Raw genomic sequence first — 19835 nt, forward strand, 5'->3', positions numbered from 1 at the left:
GAATCTGGGCACCACCTATTTCATTCTCTATATCCGCGAGCCGGATGTCCCGCCTATTCAGCAGACCATCGCTCGTATCACGGCTGCAGGTCTGACCTATGTGCTCAATTCAGCCTTCATGGCCATCGTATTCTGGCTCTTCCATCTCACCCGTAGGAATGTGGGTGGAGTAGCAGGCTATGCAGCCTTGGTGCTGTATTGGATGAGCTTCGAGTATATCCATATGCAATGGAGTATCAATTGGCCCTGGCTCAATCTGGGAAATGTCTTTGCACAGGACGTGCATTATGTACAGTGGTATGAGCAAACAGGCATTCCTGGAGGCACTCTGTGGATACTACTGGTCAATCTTACCCTTTTCACCGCGATAAAGGCCCGCTGGCAAGGGCGCAAGGCCCGGAGTATGCGTATGGCCATAGGAGCGGTACTGCTGATCGTCCTGCCCCTGGTCATCAGCCTGATCCGCTACAGCAACTACGAGGAACAGGGAGAGGCGGTGGAGGTGGTCTGTGTACAACCCAACCTGGACCCCTATGAGGTCAAATTCAAGACCGACCCTATCCAACAATTGGAGCGGATGCTCGAGCTCTGCGATTCTGCAGACACGGAGAATACCCGTTTCTATGTGCTACCTGAGACCGCCCTACAAGAGGGTGCGACCGTATTCCGAGCGGGAGGACAGGTGAACTTCAGGGGGCTCTGGGAACACCAAGTAGATGCGACATTGAGCACCCGCATCATGCGTAATTTCTTGGCCGACAAAGAAGCCGCCATGGTCGTGGGTGCTGCCGATAGGAAGGCCTATCCGATCAAGGAGACCCCTACAGCTCGCTATATCGTCCCTTTGGACCTCTACTATGACAGCTATAACTCCACTTGGCTGGTGACCCGGGATGGCGTGGAGGCCATCTATCGCAAAAGCAAGCTGGTACCAGGGGTGGAGAGTATCCCCTTTGTGAGCGTGCTCTCTTTTCTGGATGATCTGGCCCTCGATCTGGGTGGCGCCTCAGGGAGTCTGGGTATACAGGCAGAACGGGAGGTATTCCGTTTCGATAGCTTGAGCCTCTCACCTACCATCTGTTATGAGTCGGTCTTCGGGGATTTCAATACCGAGTTCGTACGCAATGGCAGCGAGGCCATATTCATCAGTACCAACGATAGCTGGTGGCAGGATAGTCCCGGTTACAAGCAACTTTTGGCCTATGGACGCTTGCGGGCCATCGAGACACGCAGGGGCATCGCCCGATCGGCCAATACGGGAATCACCTGCTTCATCGATCAGAAAGGCGACATCACCTCCGCGCTGGAATGGGTGACCGAGGGCGCACTCAGGGGAGAATTGTACTTCAATGAAGAGCTCACCTTCTATGCCCAACACGGGGATTATCTGAGTCGCGTAGCAGCCTTGATCTCCGTGCTACTCTTACTATGGACTTGGGTGAGGCCCTTGAAAGGGAAGCCTTAATAACTCTCAGTCATATTTACCGTTCTTCGTTCCCCATATATAATCCAAACGCAATGCTTCAGATCTCAAGATTCCTGACTATCCTTTTCATACTCTCATTGATCCCTATTGCTTCGACCGCTCAGCGATCTATGGGCGCAGATGTACCAAACTACATCCTTGCTGAAAGTGCCGATCCCATTATCTATATCTATTCCATGCAGCCAACCAAGGCTAAGTTCGAATTCGGGTCGATTAAAAAACCGAATCGTACTATGTCAATGGACGAGTTTCCTACGATGGACGAGGCTGTATTTGACAAGTTGAGTGAAGCCATAGAGCAGAAATTGAATTCGATGGGAATCTATCCAATGGGGTTCGTTAATCTAGGCCCACAAGAGATTTCCGACCCCGCCAAGATGGAAGAACTGACCAACACTTTGATCGATCAAGGACCTTATTATGGATTCACAGTAACCATTATGGAATGGGGGAAATTATCAAAGCAGATCTCAAAGGCTGATGGAGTATGTACTTTGGATATGGTGTCCAATCCAGCATTTACTATTGCCTTGGTCGGTGATGCCGATGTCACTGCGATGCATACAGTAATGGGCGGAAAGACATTGGAAAATGCTATGGATTTCCTCAAGGAAGAAATAGAAGGTAAAGGTCAAGATTATTTTCTGACCACATTGACCGAAGAAAGGGATATCGAGGCTCTAATTAATAAAAACAAAGTGGTCTCAGATCTTTGGATGAAAGAGTCTACCGTCAATGAGAGTTGGCCCTCCGATGATGAATTGAAGTCATCTAAAATTCTAGTGGTCTGTGAAGATGCTACGAAAATGGACAAGTTCATGAAGTATGCGACAGGGGCATTAGAGAAGAATTATCCTTTTGACTATGACATGGTCACTATTGGAGAATTGAATTCAACGGACTTGAGCAAATACAAGTACGTATTAATGCCCAAGAAAAAACTCATTGAGAAGTCCAAAGTTGTTGGCCCAAATGGCATGAGTGCGAGACCAGGTGAGACGAATACTAGAGTGAAAAGCTACACAACTACGGCCTTTTATTATCAGATGAAATCTATTGAAGGAAACGATGTCTTCTTGGGTCCAGATCCAGACGCTGTAACGAACTACGCCATGGGCAATCTCCCACTAGCACTTCGAAGGTTTATGAAGGTGTTCTCGAAGAGCTAGTGCATTAAGTAGATGATTGCTATGTAGATAAGAGCAATTCAATCTCTTGACTAGGGTTGTCTTCGTAGTTTTGCGGCCCACTCAAACAAGCTTTATTCATGAGTAAATACGATGTGACCATCATTGGGTCAGGACCTGGAGGATACGTAGCCGCAATCCGTTGCGCCCAATTGGGGATGAAGACCGCCCTTATCGAGCGTTATGATTCCCTAGGTGGAACCTGTCTCAATGTGGGCTGTATCCCCTCCAAGGCTTTATTGGACAGCTCCGAGCACTTCCACAATGCCGAGCATACCTTCAAGGAGCATGGTATCGATATCAACGCGCCTAAAGTCGATTTCACTCAAATGATCAAGCGCAAACAAGGCGTAGTGGACCAGACCACATCGGGTATCGACTATCTGATGAAGAAGAACAAGATCGATGTACATCACGGTCATGGGAGCTTTGTGGACAGAAATACGATCAGCGTCAAGCCGTCCAAAGGCAAGGCTAAGAAGATAGAGACCGACAAGGTAATCATTGCCACAGGGTCGAAACCGATCAGCCTACCCTTTGCGCAGATCGACAAGAAACGCATCATCTCGAGTACCGAGGCGCTCAGCTTGAAGTCCTTGCCCAAGAGCATGACCATCATCGGTGGTGGGGTGATCGGCTTGGAGTTGGGCTCTGTATACGCGCGTCTGGGGACCAAAGTCTCAGTCTTCGAGTACATGGACCGCATCATCCCGGGAATGGACAAGGACCTCAGCAAAGAATTGATGCGAAGCCTGAAGAAATTGGGCATCGAATTCTACTTGAACCATGCTGTGAAAAAAGTCAGCTCGACCACACGTACCACCACGCTGGAAGCAGAGAGCAAGAAAGGTGAGAAGGTCACGGTAAAGGCAGACTACTGTCTCGTAGCTGTAGGTCGCAAGCCCTATACCGATAAACTGGGTCTGGACAAGGTGGGCGTCAAGCTGGATGACCGTGGACGTGTCGAGATCGATGAGCATCTGCAGACCAACGTGCCAGGCATCTATGCCATCGGTGATGTGGTCAAAGGTGCTATGCTGGCCCATAAGGCCGAGGAAGAAGGCGTATTCGTGGCCGAGCATATGACCGGACAGAAGCCACATATCAATTATCTGCTCATCCCTGGAGTGGTATATACCTGGCCCGAAGTGGCCGCAGTGGGCTATACCGAGGAGCAACTCAAGGAGAAAGGTATCGCCTATAAGAAGGGAAGCTTCCCTTTCAAGGCCAGTGGAAGGGCCCGAGCCAGTATGGATACCGATGGCCTGATCAAGGTATTGGCCGATGAAAAGACCGATGAGATCCTGGGTGTACACATGATCGGTCCGCGCGCGGCCGATATGATCGCTGAGGCGGTAGTGGCCATGGAATTCAGAGCCTCGGCCGAGGACATCGCACGGATGTCGCACGCGCACCCGACCTATACCGAATCCTTCCGTGAAGCGGCCTTAGCTGCCACTGGGGACAGAGCATTGCATATATGAGCGAGAAACGCACAGAACTCTCCGAACTCGGTGAATTCGGTCTGATCGACCACCTGACAAAGGGCATCGCAGCCCATCAAGGCAATACCATCAAAGGCATCGGGGATGATGCTGCGGTTATCGATGCCGGAGAGGATTTCCTGCTGGTGAGCACGGATATGCTCATGGAAGGGGTGCATTTCGATCTGAGCTATACACCTCTCAAGCATTTGGGTTATAAGAGTGTGGTGGTGAATCTCTCTGACATCTATGCGATGAACGGGCGCCCTGAGCAGGTGACCATCTCCCTGGCTGTGAGCAATCGCTTCAGCGTAGAGGCCTTGGAAGAATTGTATGAAGGTATACGCCTCGCAGCACAGATCTACGATGTGGATATCGTAGGTGGAGACACGACCACCTCCATAGCCGGATTGGCCATATCGGTCACGGCCATAGGTAGGGTCAACAAGGAGAAGGTAGTCTATAGAAGCGGAGCCAAGGACAAGGAATTACTCGTGGTCTCTGGAAATCTTGGGGCTTCCTATATGGGTCTACAGATATTGGAACGTGAGAAGGCGGTCTTCGAAGCGGCCCCTGGAGCTCAACCCGATCTGAGTGGAAACGATTACATCCTAGAGAGACATCTCAAGCCCGAGGCCCGCAAGGACATCATAGATATGTTGGATGAGCTGGACATCACCCCTACTTCTATGATCGACATCTCGGACGGACTGGCCTCTGAGGTCATCCACTTGACTCGTGCGAGCGGATTGGGTGCGGCCATCTATGAGGAAAAAATTCCCCTACATGAGAACACGATTTCCTGTGCGCAGCAATTCGATCTACAGCCCACCACCTGTGCCCTCAATGGTGGAGAGGATTATGAATTGCTCTTCACCATCCTCCAATCGGACTTCGACAAGCTCAGAGCACATCCTGAATTGACTGTGATAGGCCATATGGCGGAGAAATCCGTAGGAAATCAGTTGATATCCAATGATGGTCAGCAAATCACGCTGAAGGCACAAGGTTGGGATGCGATGCTCAGCAATGATTCGGCTTGATCTTTGTCCCTATCACTACAATCAAATTAAATGATCATGATATCCCATACCATTCAAAAATCGATTGTAGCTAGTCTTATCATAGGACTCATTGCCTTGACCCCGGCCTGTAATGCCTCGAAATCCGCTCAAGGAAGTGTGATAGGAGCGGCCACCGGTGCTGCTGCTGGAGCAGCCGTAGGACATGCCAAAGGAAATACCGCTCTAGGAGCGATCATAGGCGCTGCTGTAGGAGGTACGGCCGGTGCACTCATTGGTAGACGCATGGACAAGCAGGCCGAAGAATTACAGCAGGACCTGGAGGGTGCTGAAATCACCCGTGTAGGAGAAGGTATCCGGATCACTTTTGATTCCGGACTGATGTTCGCCACCGATCAGCATGCGCTCAATGCTCAGACCAAGAGCAATCTCGACAAACTGGCCGAGACCCTCTTGAAATACGATGATACCGACATCCTCATCGAAGGTCACACCGATTCGGATGGCTCTGAGGAATACAATCAGACGCTATCTGTCAAAAGAGCAAAGTCCGTCTCCGATCACCTCAAAGCTGATGGAGTGGATGCATCCCGGATCACCACCGAAGGCTATGGAGAACTCCAACCGATTGCGGATAACGGCACGGCCCAAGGAAAACAGATGAATCGCAGGGTCGAAGTGGCCATCTATGCCAATGAGGAGATGAAACGCGCTGCTCGGAACGGCACTTTGGAAGTAGACGAGTGATCCGAGTGCGGTTCAGGTTTGTAAGAGCCGTCCATTTTTTGGTCTGAATTCTCACGGGTCTTTCCCGAGAATCCTCTTATCTTGATGCTCACCCTAAAACCCATTGAAGGATGAGAACGATCTGTACCCTGATATCCTGTGTAGTTTTTTTCAGTGCCTCCTGGTCGCAGAACTGCAAGGACTGCTCATTGATCGACCCAGATGCGATATGTACCACCATCTATGACCCCGTATGTGGTTGTGATGGAGTCACTTATAGCAATGATTGTGTCGCTGTAAATACAGCTGGAATCGTACAATACACCCCCGGAGAATGCCCCGGCAATAATGTCTCGATGTGCTCTGATGTAGGCGGTGTGGATTTCGGTGCTTGTCAGATGTTCATGGGATGGGCGATTGTCAATGGCGTGGCCACCGGTGTGTCGGGCTGTGGATGGGAAGTAGGAGGAGTGGACTATTCACAAGCCTTCTATGCAGACTCTTTGAGTGTGGTGACCAATTGCCAGTGCGGAGGCACGAGTGGTCTCGGAGAATTGGATTTATTGGAAGTTCAGATATATCCCAGCCCTGTACAAGATGAATTCACCATCACCTATGCTTCAGCCCAGCAATTGGGTCTTTCCCTGATCGATATCACCGGTCGGTCGATCAAAGAGCAACCTGTTCGTTCTGGAGAATCAGTGGATGTGACCAACATTCAGGATGGCATCTACATTCTCGTGCTCTCACATAAAGGGGAAGCTATACTGAGTAGACGACTTTCCGTAAAGAAATAAGCACGCCCTCAGGCGACCATACTCGCATATCGATCATCTTCTGATCGGTCTTCGGCCCAAGCCAGGAAATCGAAGTGCTCGAAACTCAATTGCTCCTTCTTCTCAGAACGCAATTCCCTGAGCGAGTGGATCAATTGATTGACCGCACGCAATTCACCTTCTTCGGTCTTTGCTCTGCGCAGATTGGAAATGTAAGTGAGTAGGGTGGTCTCTACACCATTGAGTAGATTCCTGGGTTTGAGATAGCGTTTCAAGGCCCGGGCACTATGGGCCATCCAGTCCTTATCCTTGGATTCGATGTGGAGTACGGTGACCAGTACGAGGGTGCGGTGATAAACATCCTCATCCCTTCCGATCTCCCCATCATTCAGTATTCGATTCAAGGCCTTGAGCGCTTCAGACCGCTCTGCGCGCTTGTGATGAAAAACCCCTGCATTGTAGTCGAGTGCTGCTCTCACGGCCGGAGTATGCTCCCACCGTTGGGTTGAATATCTCTCCAATTCTTCCTTCAAGCGCTCTTCTAATCCTGTATCCTCTACCCTATTCAGGAAGTAGAGTAGAGACTGTAACCGCGTGCCGTGATATTGTATTCTATGATGCGTCATGAATCCATCGCTGAGCGTGCCCATCAGATTCATCAGCGCATTACGTGCAAGCGCTTCTTGCTTCTTATGTAGATAGATATAACACTGATTTGCCCAGATATCCGTGAGGGCAAGGGGGAGTTCTGCACGCAAGCGGGCCTCTGCATCGAGAATGCGCTCGCACTGCATCAGATGCACAAGGCTCTGGTCGAAGGCCTGCTGGGTGAATGTCCATGCTGACAGGGCGTGATGGGCCGTATAGCGCGCTAGAGCAGATGAGGATTCCGATCGGATGACCTTTTCTGCATCTCCGATCATGGTATCTCCACGGAAGGCTTCTCCTACCCGAGCACGACCTTCAGACTTGAGCGTGGCGAACAATCGTTGTCCATCCCAAAGCATATCGTATTCTTCAGCGATACGCAATCGAAGACTTCGATGGACCTCTTGATCATCAGCCGTCATCAATCCATGCACGGCCATCAGATGTAGGCACTCCAATGTGATAAGGTGAGCTTCGAGGTCCTGGGCTTGATCGATGAGTTTTTGCAGATGACGGGATGCAACACTCAGCAATCCCCGGTGGATCAACACCCTGCACCTATTAAGCTCATGCCTGAGGGTCATCAATGGGTCATTATTGCGTTGAAAAGCCTCCAGGGCATCTAGGACCTTTTCGAAGAGTCTATGCTTGAGAACCGCGAATCGCTGGGTACAGCCGTCCTGCTCCATCTGTTCTACCAGTGGAGATTCATCGTAAGTCTCTTGACCATCGATCAGGTCGAATAGCCGGATGTAATCCATCGAGTGCTTGGAAGAATGTGTACGCACATGGATCTTGAAATACCGTTTCTCACTCCGTGACATGGAGTGGATGAGCTGATGGAGTTGGGTAGATGCTGAGTTTGCCATACATGAAAATTATCCATGAACGGATGGCAAATCAATAATCAGTCAAGCAACGGTAGAAATGGAACGAGTAAAGGGAGTGTGTGGATCGAGGAGCTTATCGGTTCTCTTCCCGATCCTCATCATCCTCGTCATCCTCGTCATCGGTGATACCATCAGAGTCCAGGATATCACTATCACGCATCTGCGTATCCACAGGGCGATCATTGGAACCCATATCCTCGATCTGCTCAATGGACTTGAAACTATCCAGCGTATCTCCAGCAGGAGGTATGAGCTCATCTTTGGCACATCCTGTGACCAAGAAGATCAAGGCTACAAAAAAGCCGAGCAGGTGAATTATATGTTTCTGTGTATTCACTTTGGGGTACACTCTATACGAAATTAGTACAAAAATAGTATCCTTCCAAACTGTAAATCAAGGCGTTCGGGTACTGTGTTCAGGCATTGATCACATTGCTGAGCTCTTCTTTCTCCCGCAATGGGATGAGGATATCGATGCGTGTACCCTTGATCATTCCCTCCTCTTCCAACTGTACCGGACCGATGATCTCAAAAGAGGTCCCGGTCATCTCGCTGTACAGATTGAGCCTATGCTGGGTAATGTTCATCCCTTTGGATTCGTGGTCGGGGACATGCCCGTTCTTCTGTCCTTGACTCTCATCGATACCGATTCCGTCATCCTGGATACGTATGCGCATGCGATCATCGATTCCTTGGATATCGACATCCACCCGACCTGCGTCCGGCTTGGGAAGGATTCCGTGCCAGATGGAATTCTCTACAAAGGGCTGTAAAAGCATGGATGGCACCCGTATACTGGCGGTATCCAGTGAGGGGTCCACATGGATGTGGTAGGAGAACCGGTCGTTGAAGCGCATACTCTCCAGATGGAGATAGAGCTCAAGCCGCTCGATCTCGTCTTGAAGACTGACCCAGGTCGTTGCGGTCGAGTCCAGATTCTTGCGTATGAGCTTTGCAAAGCTGGACAGATAGCGATTGGCCGATCGCTTATCCTCCCGATTGATATAGTACTGGATGGCATTCAGGGCATTGAAGATGAAATGGCGATTCATGCTTGAATTGAGTGATTGCTGTTCCAAGCTTTGCATGCGGTTCTTGTACCCGAGCTCGACCAGACTCTGCTTCCTTTGCCTGACCTCTCTTCTCCAGCGTAAAACAGAGAGCACTAGAGCGCTGATCAGGATGGCTTCGATGAGCAAGGCCCACCAACGCAGATAGATAGGTGGTAATATCCGGAAGTCAATTTGGGCCATCTCGCCTATCTCATTCCCATCCTCATCCACACATCTGACCATGAAACAATACTTTCCGAATCCCAAAGAGGAATAGGTGATGGAGGTCGAATTGCCTGCGGAGGTCCATTGACTCTCCAAGCCATCCATCCTATACTCATAGGTGATAGACCCCGGGTCGGATAACCGCACCCCCTTGAAATCGAATGTGATATGGTTCTCATCCGGCTGGAAGGTGAGGTCGATAGGTAATCCATGCACATGATCCATTCCCGAGGATCGGGTGCTGATATCGAAGGGTTCGGCATAGAGTCTTATACCTGTGATATGAAGCACCGGCTCTGGAAGAGGTGCCTGCTCCAGGAATTCCTCTTCATCGAATCGCACCACTCCTTTATTGGTCCCGAACCACACCTGCCCTGAACCTTGCTGGTAGATTGCATTGAGATTGCACTCCAGTCCCGGTAGACCATCCTGTATACCGTATTGCCTGAAATTCATCTGAGCTACATCTTCTAGCACCTGTGCGGAGAACAGCCCTTGATTGGTCCCTACGTAGAGTTGCCCAGCCTTGCTGCAGTGAAGAAAGTTGATGTTATTGGCATCTACCTGACCTGAGAGCATCACTTGGATGACCGAGTCACTCATCAGTATGTGCAATCCGTTCTTAGCGCCTACCCAGAGCCTTCCCCATGGGTCATCCTGTATGGAATAGATGGTATTATCATTGAGACCACTCGACTCATCCAAGCGCATGACCCATTCATCATCGATACGATACAGGCCATTCTGGGCACCGAGCCACATTGCTCCATCAATGGATTGTTGGATAGCGCGTACCCGCCTGCCCTCGAATCCGGTCTCTTCAATGAGATGCATGAATTCATCATCACCATAGACCACTGTAGCTCCTTCCCTATGACCGATGTGGATATTGCCGATGTCGTCCTCGAAAAGGGACGTGATCCGATTGCTGGGTAATTCATCCTCATACAAGCGAGTAAAACTCTTTCCATCCACACTCCGATATAGTCCGGTAGAGGTACCCGCCCAAATCCTCCCGGTCTGGTCACGCAGGAGACTCCACACATCTGTGCGGATGAAGGATTCGAGATCTTCGACCTTCCCATCTGACCGGATCAGTTGAAGCCCCTCATCGAACATCCCGAGATACATCGCATCTCCGTATTCTACCGCAGATAGCATGAGTTCACTCTGGAGTGGATTGCCTGTCGCATAGGTACTGAAGAGGTCTCCTGTGAATCGGTAAATGCCTTGACCATTGCTTGCCAGCCAGATATTCCCTTCCCGGTCCTGCTCTACGGCTCTGAGGTTGTCATAGGCGAGTCCGTTCTTCGCAGTGTATCGGTTCCACTCTCCCTGATCCAAGGTCACCGCGCCATCAGGCCCAACCCCCCAAAAAGCCCCTTCAGAACTTATAAGGATATCTCTCAGATAGGAGACTTCCATATCCTGTGGAGGAGCGACCCGATTCCATTTGTCCGTATATGTCCAAAGGCCATCACCCAATGTGCTGCACCACAAGCGATCTGCGGACACGTGTACATCCGAGATATTAAGGTCATCTCTGGATGGCCATCGGTCTGTAAAACTGAACAGACCTCTTGATCCGGCTATCAGACCGTTGGGGATATCCAACCAACGTATGTTGGTCCCGTGATCCAAGATGGGTGCTTCGAATTGACGAGTATTCAAGGAAAAAGAGAAATAGCCATTGCGATTGGTCGCGATCCAGAGGGTACTATCATTGACCAATTGCATGTGTTGTACACGACTATCCACGAAACTCCTTGGAAAGGGATAGGAGAAGAATTCCCCATTGGTCAGTTGAGTGAATCCTCCTACACCACCGAAGAATAGCTCTCCATCATCACTGACCAGAATGGAGGTGACCACATTATCAACCAGTCCATCCGACTTGTAGAAATTCTTGACCTCGGTCCCATCGAATCGGCTCAATCCGCTCGCAGTTGCGACCCATAGATAGCCCCCCGGCCCTTGGGCCATATCATTGACCTGGGATTGGGCGAGCCCGTCTTCGATGCCGAGATTCAGGAAGGTGTGGTATTGCGCCATCGTGCCCAATGACCCCATCAAGAGAAGTACGAGTATGCTTGATCTCATGACTGCACCCGTTCAAGGAATTCACCGAGCTTTCTGCGGCTGATAGGTACGCGTGTACCATCACTCATCAGTGCGACATTGCCATCAGTGCGGGAGAATCCTTTCAGGTGATAGAGCACATTGACGATGTGGGATTTATGGGTGCGGAAGAATATTTGCGGGTTGAGTCGTTGCTCGAACACGCGAATGTTCTTGCTGCTCAGATGGCGTTCTCCGGTGCTCAGAAATATCCTGGTATAGCTTTCAGCGGCTTCCAAATGGATGATCTCACTGCTCTTGACCATCACAAATCCATCAGCCGTAGGTATGGTAGTACGGTCGAGCTCTTTGAGATTGGCCAGTTTGAGCATTTCCTTGGTCCAGCTGGGTGTTGCATCGCTACTGCTTTCCTTCCGCTTGACAAGCTTCTGTACGCATGCCTCCAATTCATCGATACTGATCGGTTTCTCCAGATAATCTACGGCTCCCTCTTTCAATGCGCGTAGAGCGTATTCATCATGAGCAGTTGTGAATACCACTTGGATAGCCCTATTCGGGAGATGCTCAAGAAGTTCGAATCCGGTCATTCCCGGCATACGGATATCCAGAAAGAGTACGTCTGGAGTAGTGTCCTCTATCTGTTCCAAAGCCTCTTTAGCACTTGCTGCCATCGCATATACCTGGATTTCAGGACAATACTCAGATAGCAATTCGGCCAGATTGTGACGGCAATGATGCTCGTCATCCACAATGATGGCCTGTAGCGGTGATGATGACATCTAAAGGGGCTTTGATTCAATAACGTAAATTGAATGCTGGATTTCACTGCGATCGCGCAGAAGGCCCTTCTGATCGAGTGAACAAGTACTAATTTCTTTTCAGCGTTCGCAGCAGATCGCTGAGCTGACTTTTGGATACGGGAATCCGTGACCCATTGCTCATGATCACGTGATTTCCTTCTTGTCGGTCGAAGGCTTCCAATTCATCCAAATTGACCATGAATGAACGGTGGCAACGGAAGAAACTCTGAGGAAGGAGGTCTTCTTCATAGGTCTTCAGTGTGCGCGTATCCAGATAGGAGCTTCCATCCTTGAAATGGATATTCACACAATTCCCTTCGGCCCGCAGGTAGATGATCTCTTCAGGCCTGACCATACGTATGCCTGTGGCATGAGAGATGGCCAATCGGTCGGCTCGCTGGAGCAGTTCCTTGCTCAGGCGTTCTATCCGCTCCCGGTAATCCAAGGCCTTGTCTTCCCGATCCTTAAAAGAGGCATAGCGCTTCTCCAGTCGAGAGACGGTCTGTATCAATTCATCGATATCTATGGGTTTGAGGATGTAATCCACCGCATTGACCTTGAAGGCATCGATCGCGTAGTCCTTGAATGCCGTCACGAATACGACCATGAAGCCGGGGTCATCGATGAGATTCAACAACTCGAATCCCTCAGCACCTGAAGGCATGCGTATATCCAAGAACACCACGTCCGGATCGCTCTCATCGATCACTTTCTTACCAGACATGACATCCTGACCAGAAGCCACCACGTTTATCGATGGGCAATAGGATTCGATGAGTAATGCTAGGTTCTCCCTGGCATGGAGTTCATCATCTATGATCACGGCTCTGAGCTGCACAGGGACCAATATACATCAGTGATCAAATACTCGAGCACCGTTGCTTCATCGAGGATGACCGTTGCTGGTTCGCCACTGGATTCATTGGGACATGCTCTGTACCTTGAGGTATAATCAATCGAATAATGATATGAGAACATCTACTAAGAACGGATACTGGTTATTCCGTTGAAAAGCATCAGTTTCTGGTTTCATACCACGTGTTGTTTCTAGCAGGACCATGTCCCTTCCAAGACATGGTCTTGCTGTTTATTTCACTCCGTTGCCCGCTACAGTTGGGGATTCATCGTGAAAAAAGGCCAGTTGGTCCAATAGTGGTGGGCAAATAGCAACCCATGTGGCCTCGATTCGTTTAATTTATATAGAGCAGAATGCCGCCCCCTATGTTGGAGACCAGTAGAGTGATAGATATTCAGATAGAACGCGAGACCGGACGCATGGTCGTAAGGTATACCCCACGCACCGAACGCACCATTTATGATCTGTGCGATCTCAACGGACGTGTGATACAGACCGGAGCTATCTCAGATAATGAAACGGTACTCGATATCTCCACGCTGAACGCCAAGAAATACGTAATGCTCATCGTAGATGGCGATCAAGTCATCAGTAAGCGGGTCAATATTGCCGCTTAGGCATTCATCAACTCTTCGATCTCTTCCGCCTCGATAGGGATGTTCTTCATCAGATTCATCGGAGAACCACTTTCCTGCACCACCACATCATCTTCTAGACGTATTCCCAGATCCTCATCCGGAATGTAGATTCCAGGTTCTACCGTGAAGACCATTCCGGCTTGTATGGGTTCGTGCCAGAGTCCTACATCATGAGTATCCAGCCCGATGAAATGTGAAGTTCCGTGCATAAAGTACTTCTTATAGGCTGGCCAAGCAGGGTCTTGATCTTCGATATCTTTCATGCTGATGAGACCCAGGTCTACCAATTCCTTCTCCATGAGTTCCCCTACCCTACGATGATAGTCGGCCATCATCGTACCGGGTACGAGTAATTCCGTTGCGGCATCCTTGACCCGCAATACAGCATCATAGACTTTCCGTTGACGATCGGTGAAGCGCCCATTGACCGGCACTGACCGCGTAAGGTCCGAGCAGTAATTGGCATACTCCGCCCCGAAATCCATGAGGATTACGTCTCCATCCTTGCAGGGCTTGTTGTTCTCTATGTAGTGCAGCACACAGGCCGATTCTCCTGATGCGATGATGGGGGTGTATGCAAAGCCTTGGGAGCGATTGTTCAGGAACTCATGCATGAGTTCGGCCTCGATCTGATACTCCATCACCCCGGGCCGTATAAATGGAAGGATCCTGCGAACGCCCTTCTCAGTGATATTGCAAGCGGCTTGGAGCAGTTGTATCTCTATCTCATGCTTGACCGATCGAATGCGATGCATGATAGGAGCACTACGGTGATAGGTATGCACTGGGTACTTCTCCTGGCACCAATTGATGAAGCGGTCTTCTCGGGTCTCGGCCTCTGTATTGGCGCGCAAGTGCTCATTGGTATTCAGATAGACCCCTTTTGCCTCGCTCATGAGATTGTTGAAGATGGTCTCGAATTTCTCCAGCCAGTATACGGTGCGTATACCCGAAACCTCGAAGGCTTGATCCTTGTTCAACTTGGCCCCTTCCCAGATGGCGATCAGTTCACTGGTCTCTTTCAAGAAAAGGATCTCTCTATGTTTCTCCTCATGACAATCCGGGAAGATGAGCAGGATACTCTCCTCCTGATCGACTCCGGAGAGGTGCAGGATGTCCCGATGCTGAACGAATGGGCGGGTAGAATCAGCACTGGTCGTAATGATGTCATTGGAGTTGAAGACGGCCAGACAGCCAGGTTCGAGATGTTCTACAAATCGTTTGCGGTTATCGATGTACAACTGCTTGTCGATAGGGAGGTATTTCATAGGGAGTACTGCTTGAGAATAAGGTGGCTAAAGGTAATCAAAGTGTCTCCGAGATAGCTTCTGAAGTCCAATCAGCGCTTGCCATATATGGACTGTCTTTGATAATGCATATGTGGAAGCTACATTTGCGAGCAAACCACTGCAAACGATCCTGATGAAATCATCCATCGCTCGAAAACTGGCCATGGCACTTTCTGCCTTGTTCCTAATGGTGTTCCTCCTGCAACATCTATCCATCAACTTTCTGTCGGTATTCAGTGAAGACCTCTTCAATGAGGTCTCCCACTTCATGGGAACCAATCCCTTGGTGCAATTCGCCTTACAGCCAATACTCATATTTGCAGTGATCTTCCACTTTGTGATGGGATTCATTCTAGAGTACCGCAATCGCCAAGCACGAGTTCAGAATTATGAGGTCTATAAAGGGGGTGCGAGTGCATCTTGGATGTCGCGGAACATGATCTACACAGGACTCGCCATCCTCGGGTTCATTGCACTGCATTTCTATGACTTCTGGATTCCGGAGATGGACTACAAATACTTCAGTACGAATCCCGAGGATCCTACCCGCTACTATGAGGAGCTCAGACATAAATTCGTGGATCTCTGGAGGGTCCTCTTGTATGTGGTCGCCTTTGTATTCTTGGCGCTTCATCTGCAGCACGGATTCCAATCGGCATTCCAATCGATCGGAGTACGCGGACGATTCACCCCGGCACTGCAAAAGCTCAGTACCGTCTATGCAATTGCCGTCCCGCTCGGATTCATCATCATTGCCCTTTACCATTACCTAACGCATTAATCTTCGACCTCTATGTCATTAGATGCTAAAATACCTGAAGGCCCACTGGACCAGAAATGGACCCTTCACAAGAACACGATCGACCTGGTCAACCCGGCCAACAAGCGCCATATCGATGTCATTGTTGTAGGTACTGGTCTGGCTGGTGGGGCTGCAGCCGCTTCGCTAGCAGAGATGGGCTATAATGTGAGTGCATTCTGTTATCAGGACTCACCGAGACGTGCCCACTCCATCGCTGCCCAAGGAGGGATAAATGCAGCCAAGAATTATCAGAACGATGGGGACTCGGTCTATCGACTCTTCTATGACACCATCAAAGGAGGTGACTACAGGAGCAGAGAGGCCAATGTCTACCGACTGGCAGAAGTGTCTGCCAATATCATCGACCAATGTGTGGCCCAAGGTGTCCCCTTTGCACGGGAGTATGGTGGCCTGTTGGATAATCGGTCCTTCGGAGGTGTACTGGTCTCACGGACCTTCTATGCCAAAGGACAGACCGGGCAACAGCTCCTACTTGGAGCTTACTCTGCAATGAGCCGTCAGATCGCCAAGGGAAAGATCAAGATGTATAACCGTCATGAGATGCTCGACCTGGTAGTAGTAGACGGCAAGGCCCGCGGAATCATTGCCCGTAATCTGGTGACCGGTGAAGTGAGTCGTCATTCTGCCCATGCTGTGGTACTTGCCTCAGGCGGATATGGCAACGTGTTCTTCCTGTCTACCAATGCCATGGGATCCAATGTCACCGCTGCATGGAAGGCGCATAAGAAGGGAGCCTACTTTGCCAATCCCTGTTTCACGCAGATCCACCCGACCTGTATTCCACGTAGCGGGGACCATCAATCCAAACTGACCTTGATGTCAGAGTCACTAAGGAATGACGGCCGTATCTGGGTGCCGAAGAAGAAGGAGGACGCTGAAGCGATACGCGAAGGACGCCTCAAGCCGACTGAATTGGCCGAAGAAGACCGCGATTACTATCTGGAACGCAGATACCCGGCCTTTGGAAACCTCGTGCCGCGAGACGTTGCATCTAGAGCGGCAAAAGAACGTTGTGATGCGGGATATGGGGTGAATCCGACCGGAGAAGCGGTCTATCTGGATTTTGCTGCGGCCATCGAACGCTATGGCAATGAGAAGGCGACAGTCTTAGGACTGGATAATCCCAGTAAGGAGGAGATAAGGCGCATGGGTGAGGAGGTCATCGAATCCAAGTACGGTAACCTCTTCCAGATGTATGAGAAGATCGTGGATGAGAATCCATACAAGACTCCCATGATGATCTATCCGGCAGTGCACTACACTATGGGTGGCATCTGGGTGGACTACAACCTCATGACCACTATTCCCGGGTGCTATGCCACCGGAGAGGCCAACTTCAGTGACCATGGCGCCAATCGATTGGGAGCTTCTGCCCTCATGCAGGGATTGGCCGATGGATATTTCGTTCTTCCATATACCATTGGCGAGTATCTGGCAGATGAGATACGTACTGGGCCTATTCCCATCGACACTGCAGAATTCGATGAAGCCGAGAACGCGGTCAATGAACGCATCGCCAAATTACTGACCATCAATGGGAGCAAACCCGTGGATTACTTCCATAAGCGATTGGGACTGGTCATGTGGAATGAAGTAGGCATGTCACGGAATGCAGAAGGACTGTCCCGGGCCATGGATGAGATGAATCAGATCAAAGAGGAGTTCTGGTCGGATGTGAAAGTGCCTGGAACCGCTGATTCTTTCAATCAGGAACTGGAAAAAGCAGGTCGAGTAGCCGACTTGATCGAGCTCGGAATACTCATGGCCAAGGACGCATTGGTGCGCGAAGAATCCTGTGGAGGTCACTTCAGGGAAGAATCAGTTGAGACAAGTGGGGAGCAAGAAGGCGAGGCCAAACGCGATGATGAGAATTTCAAATTCGTCTCAGCTTGGGAATGGACTGGTGATTCTAGAGAAGCCCAACTTCATAAGGAGGATCTGGTCTTTGAGAATGTCGAATTGAAACAACGCTCTTACAAGTAAGGATATGGAGAAAAGAAACATGAATCTCACCCTGAAGGTCTGGAGGCAGAAGAATGCGCGCTCCACCGGAAAGATGGAGACCTATGAAGTCAAAGGAATCTCTCCCGATTCTTCCTTTCTGGAGATGATGGACGAGTTGAATAACGACCTCATTGAGAAAGGAGAGGATCCTGTAGCTTTCGATCATGACTGTCGAGAAGGTATTTGCGGGTCCTGCTCCATGCATATCAATGGAGAAGCTCACGGGCCGGATAGGTTGGTGACCACCTGTCAACTCCACATGCGGAAATTCAACGATGGGGATACCATCTATATCGAACCTTGGCGTGCTAAACCTTTCCCTGTCATCAAAGACCTGGTAGTCGACCGTACAGCCTTCGATCGCATCATACAATCCGGAGGATTCGTTTCTGTGAACACCTCAGGAAACACCACCGATGCAAATGCGATACCGATAGAAAAGGAAAATGCTGACAAGGCCTTCGATGCAGCTACCTGTATCGGCTGTGGTGCATGTGTAGCGGCCTGTAAGAATGCTTCTGCTATGCTCTTCGTGTCAGCCAAAGTGTCACAACTCGCCTTACTTCCCCAGGGCCAGGTCGAAAGAGAAGAGCGGGTTCTCAATATGGTGGACCAGATGGATGACGAAGGATTCGGCAATTGTTCCAACACAGGAGCTTGCGAAGTCCAATGTCCCAAGGGTATTTCCCTCGATAACATTGCAAGAATGAATCGGGAATATGCAGCGGCCATGGCGGCCAAAGGGGAGAAATAAGCTGCTATAGCACGATATTTGCAGTATTCGCATTGCGCAATGCTCCGCATCTCTATCATATCGACCCTGATATTCTACATCGCTGTGACCATCGGCATTCATGTTGATGTAGATACCTGCTGCAAAGCGATTGCGGACATATCATTAAGTGCTGTCACCGAGGGGAATTGCGAGCTGAATGAGAGCTGTTGCGCCAAAGAGTTGAAATCGTGCTGTGAGGAGAAGGGAGAGGAAGAATGTGGCCTCACCTCCTTGTTTCTACAATTCCTCGCAGAAGAACAGGTGCCTGCCTTCCAGTCTCGTGTTCACCCGGCCGAGATCCAGGCTCTCTTGCTTGAAAAAACGGAGCTATCTCTGCAAATCACCGATACCGGTGCGAGCATATTGAAAATAGAATACCCTCCGGACCGATCCGGACATCAGGACCTCTATATCCAACACCATTCACTAATCACCTATGGCTGAGTATTGATTCTTTTTTCCAGAATATCTGGACAACTCAATATGAATCAATAACTTACAGTCATGAAAACTATTTTCAGAACACTTTTACTTGCCGCCATTTTATTTGTGGCACCAAGTATTCAAGCACAAGATAAGATCGTGGAGACCAGCTTCACCGTAAGCGGGGTCTGCGGCATGTGTGAAGACCGAATCGAAAAGGCGGTAGACGTCAAAGGCGTGAAGTATGCCGATTACGATCTCGATACGCAGACCCTGAGTATCATCTTCAATACACAACGTATCACTGAAGAAGAGATACATCAGCTATTGAATGAGGTCGGTCATGATACCGAACGATCAATGGCGACTGATGAGCAATACAACACAGTACATGCGTGTTGTAAATACAGGGATCAAGATGAGCACTGACCGATTTCATATCGTCATTCTCACATTGCTTCTAAGTACGACCCTTCTTTCTCAGAACACCTCCGATGAGGTGGTGAGAGGAATGGTATACACCATAGAAGAAGAGAAACAGATCCCTCTACCGGGGGCCAATATCCTATGGGCAGGTACGTCCACAGGCACAGCTACTGATAGTCAAGGGAGATTTGAATTGGAGCGTGTGTCGAACAGTGACCTTTTGGTG

General features: G+C 49.8%; 19 protein-coding genes. 13 read left to right on the forward strand and 6 right to left on the reverse strand.

Annotation, left to right across the window (positions count from 1 at the left end):
- From lnt to HKN79_01390, 6 genes are all read left to right on the forward strand, one after another.
- The coding region (lnt, locus tag HKN79_01365; GenBank protein NNC82198.1) for an apolipoprotein N-acyltransferase at nt 1-1465 on the forward strand (1465 nt) is incomplete at its 5' end.
- A gap of 131 nt (nt 1466-1596) precedes the next feature.
- Complete coding sequence (locus HKN79_01370) at nt 1597-2655, forward strand: hypothetical protein (protein ID NNC82199.1); 1059 nt, start codon at nt 1597-1599, stop codon at nt 2653-2655.
- Between the two features lie 98 nt (nt 2656-2753).
- Nucleotides 2754-4157 (forward strand): dihydrolipoyl dehydrogenase, encoded by a 1404-nt coding sequence (lpdA, locus tag HKN79_01375; GenBank protein ID NNC82200.1) that lies wholly within the window; start codon nt 2754-2756, stop codon nt 4155-4157.
- The gene (gene thiL, locus HKN79_01380; protein NNC82201.1) at nt 4154-5200 is read left to right on the forward strand and encodes a thiamine-phosphate kinase; all 1047 of its coding nucleotides are present in this window, start codon (nt 4154-4156) and stop codon (nt 5198-5200) included. The genes lpdA and thiL overlap by 4 nt, the downstream gene beginning before the upstream one ends.
- Before the next feature lie 36 nt (nt 5201-5236).
- On the forward strand, nt 5237-5926 hold the full coding sequence (locus tag HKN79_01385) for an OmpA family protein (protein NNC82202.1): 690 nt from the start codon (nt 5237-5239) through the stop codon (nt 5924-5926).
- Between the two features lie 110 nt (nt 5927-6036).
- Nucleotides 6037-6702, forward strand: a complete 666-nt coding sequence (locus HKN79_01390; protein ID NNC82203.1) for a T9SS type A sorting domain-containing protein — start codon at nt 6037-6039, stop codon at nt 6700-6702.
- A gap of 8 nt (nt 6703-6710) precedes the next feature.
- Here the strand turns inward: HKN79_01390 and HKN79_01395 are convergent, their stop codons facing one another.
- From HKN79_01395 to HKN79_01415, 5 genes are all read right to left on the reverse strand, one after another.
- Entirely contained in the window at nt 6711-8198 is a 1488-nt protein-coding gene (locus HKN79_01395) for a hypothetical protein (GenBank protein ID NNC82204.1), read from the reverse strand.
- Nucleotides 8199-8292: 94 nt separating this feature from the next.
- Entirely contained in the window at nt 8293-8556 is a 264-nt protein-coding gene (locus HKN79_01400) for a hypothetical protein (protein NNC82205.1), read from the reverse strand.
- Between the two features lie 79 nt (nt 8557-8635).
- Nucleotides 8636-11596 (reverse strand): histidine kinase, encoded by a 2961-nt coding sequence (locus HKN79_01405; protein ID NNC82206.1) that lies wholly within the window; start codon nt 11594-11596, stop codon nt 8636-8638.
- Complete coding sequence (locus HKN79_01410) at nt 11593-12354, reverse strand: response regulator transcription factor (GenBank protein ID NNC82207.1); 762 nt, start codon at nt 12352-12354, stop codon at nt 11593-11595. Before HKN79_01410 ends, HKN79_01405 begins: the two co-directional genes overlap by 4 nt.
- An 88-nt stretch (nt 12355-12442) precedes the next feature.
- A complete protein-coding gene (locus HKN79_01415) occupies nt 12443-13213 on the reverse strand; it encodes a response regulator transcription factor (protein NNC82208.1) in 771 nt (256 codons plus the stop codon).
- A gap of 383 nt (nt 13214-13596) precedes the next feature.
- Here HKN79_01415 and HKN79_01420 point away from each other — a divergent pair, with 383 nt between their 5' ends.
- The gene (locus tag HKN79_01420) at nt 13597-13848 is read left to right on the forward strand and encodes a hypothetical protein (GenBank protein ID NNC82209.1); all 252 of its coding nucleotides are present in this window, start codon (nt 13597-13599) and stop codon (nt 13846-13848) included.
- Here HKN79_01420 and HKN79_01425 read toward each other — a convergent pair.
- Complete coding sequence (locus HKN79_01425; protein ID NNC82210.1) at nt 13845-15137, reverse strand: aminopeptidase P family protein; 1293 nt, start codon at nt 15135-15137, stop codon at nt 13845-13847. The two genes, HKN79_01420 and HKN79_01425, sit on opposite strands and share 4 nt — an antisense overlap.
- 154 nt (nt 15138-15291) lie before the next feature.
- On the opposite strand from HKN79_01425, the gene HKN79_01430 reads away from it, so the two are divergent.
- From HKN79_01430 to HKN79_01455, 6 genes are all read left to right on the forward strand, one after another.
- The gene (locus tag HKN79_01430; protein ID NNC82211.1) at nt 15292-15939 is read left to right on the forward strand and encodes a succinate dehydrogenase cytochrome b subunit; all 648 of its coding nucleotides are present in this window, start codon (nt 15292-15294) and stop codon (nt 15937-15939) included.
- 12 nt (nt 15940-15951) lie between these two features.
- Nucleotides 15952-17964 (forward strand): fumarate reductase/succinate dehydrogenase flavoprotein subunit, encoded by a 2013-nt coding sequence (locus tag HKN79_01435; protein NNC82212.1) that lies wholly within the window; start codon nt 15952-15954, stop codon nt 17962-17964.
- A gap of 19 nt (nt 17965-17983) precedes the next feature.
- Entirely contained in the window at nt 17984-18739 is a 756-nt protein-coding gene (locus HKN79_01440; protein ID NNC82213.1) for a succinate dehydrogenase/fumarate reductase iron-sulfur subunit, read from the forward strand.
- 39 nt (nt 18740-18778) lie between these two features.
- The gene (locus tag HKN79_01445; protein NNC82214.1) at nt 18779-19204 is read left to right on the forward strand and encodes a hypothetical protein; all 426 of its coding nucleotides are present in this window, start codon (nt 18779-18781) and stop codon (nt 19202-19204) included.
- A 60-nt stretch (nt 19205-19264) separates the two neighbouring features.
- Nucleotides 19265-19612 carry a heavy-metal-associated domain-containing protein gene (locus HKN79_01450; GenBank protein ID NNC82215.1) on the forward strand — a complete coding sequence of 116 codons (348 nt, stop codon included), beginning with the start codon at nt 19265-19267 and terminating at the stop codon, nt 19610-19612.
- Nucleotides 19554-19835, forward strand: a 282-nt coding sequence (locus tag HKN79_01455) for a hypothetical protein (GenBank protein NNC82216.1), incomplete at its 3' end; no start/stop codon positions are given. The genes HKN79_01450 and HKN79_01455, both read left to right, overlap by 59 nt.

It is taken from the genome of Flavobacteriales bacterium, from assembly GCA_013001705.1.
Lineage (GTDB): Bacteria > Bacteroidota > Bacteroidia > Flavobacteriales_D > JABDKJ01 > JABDLZ01.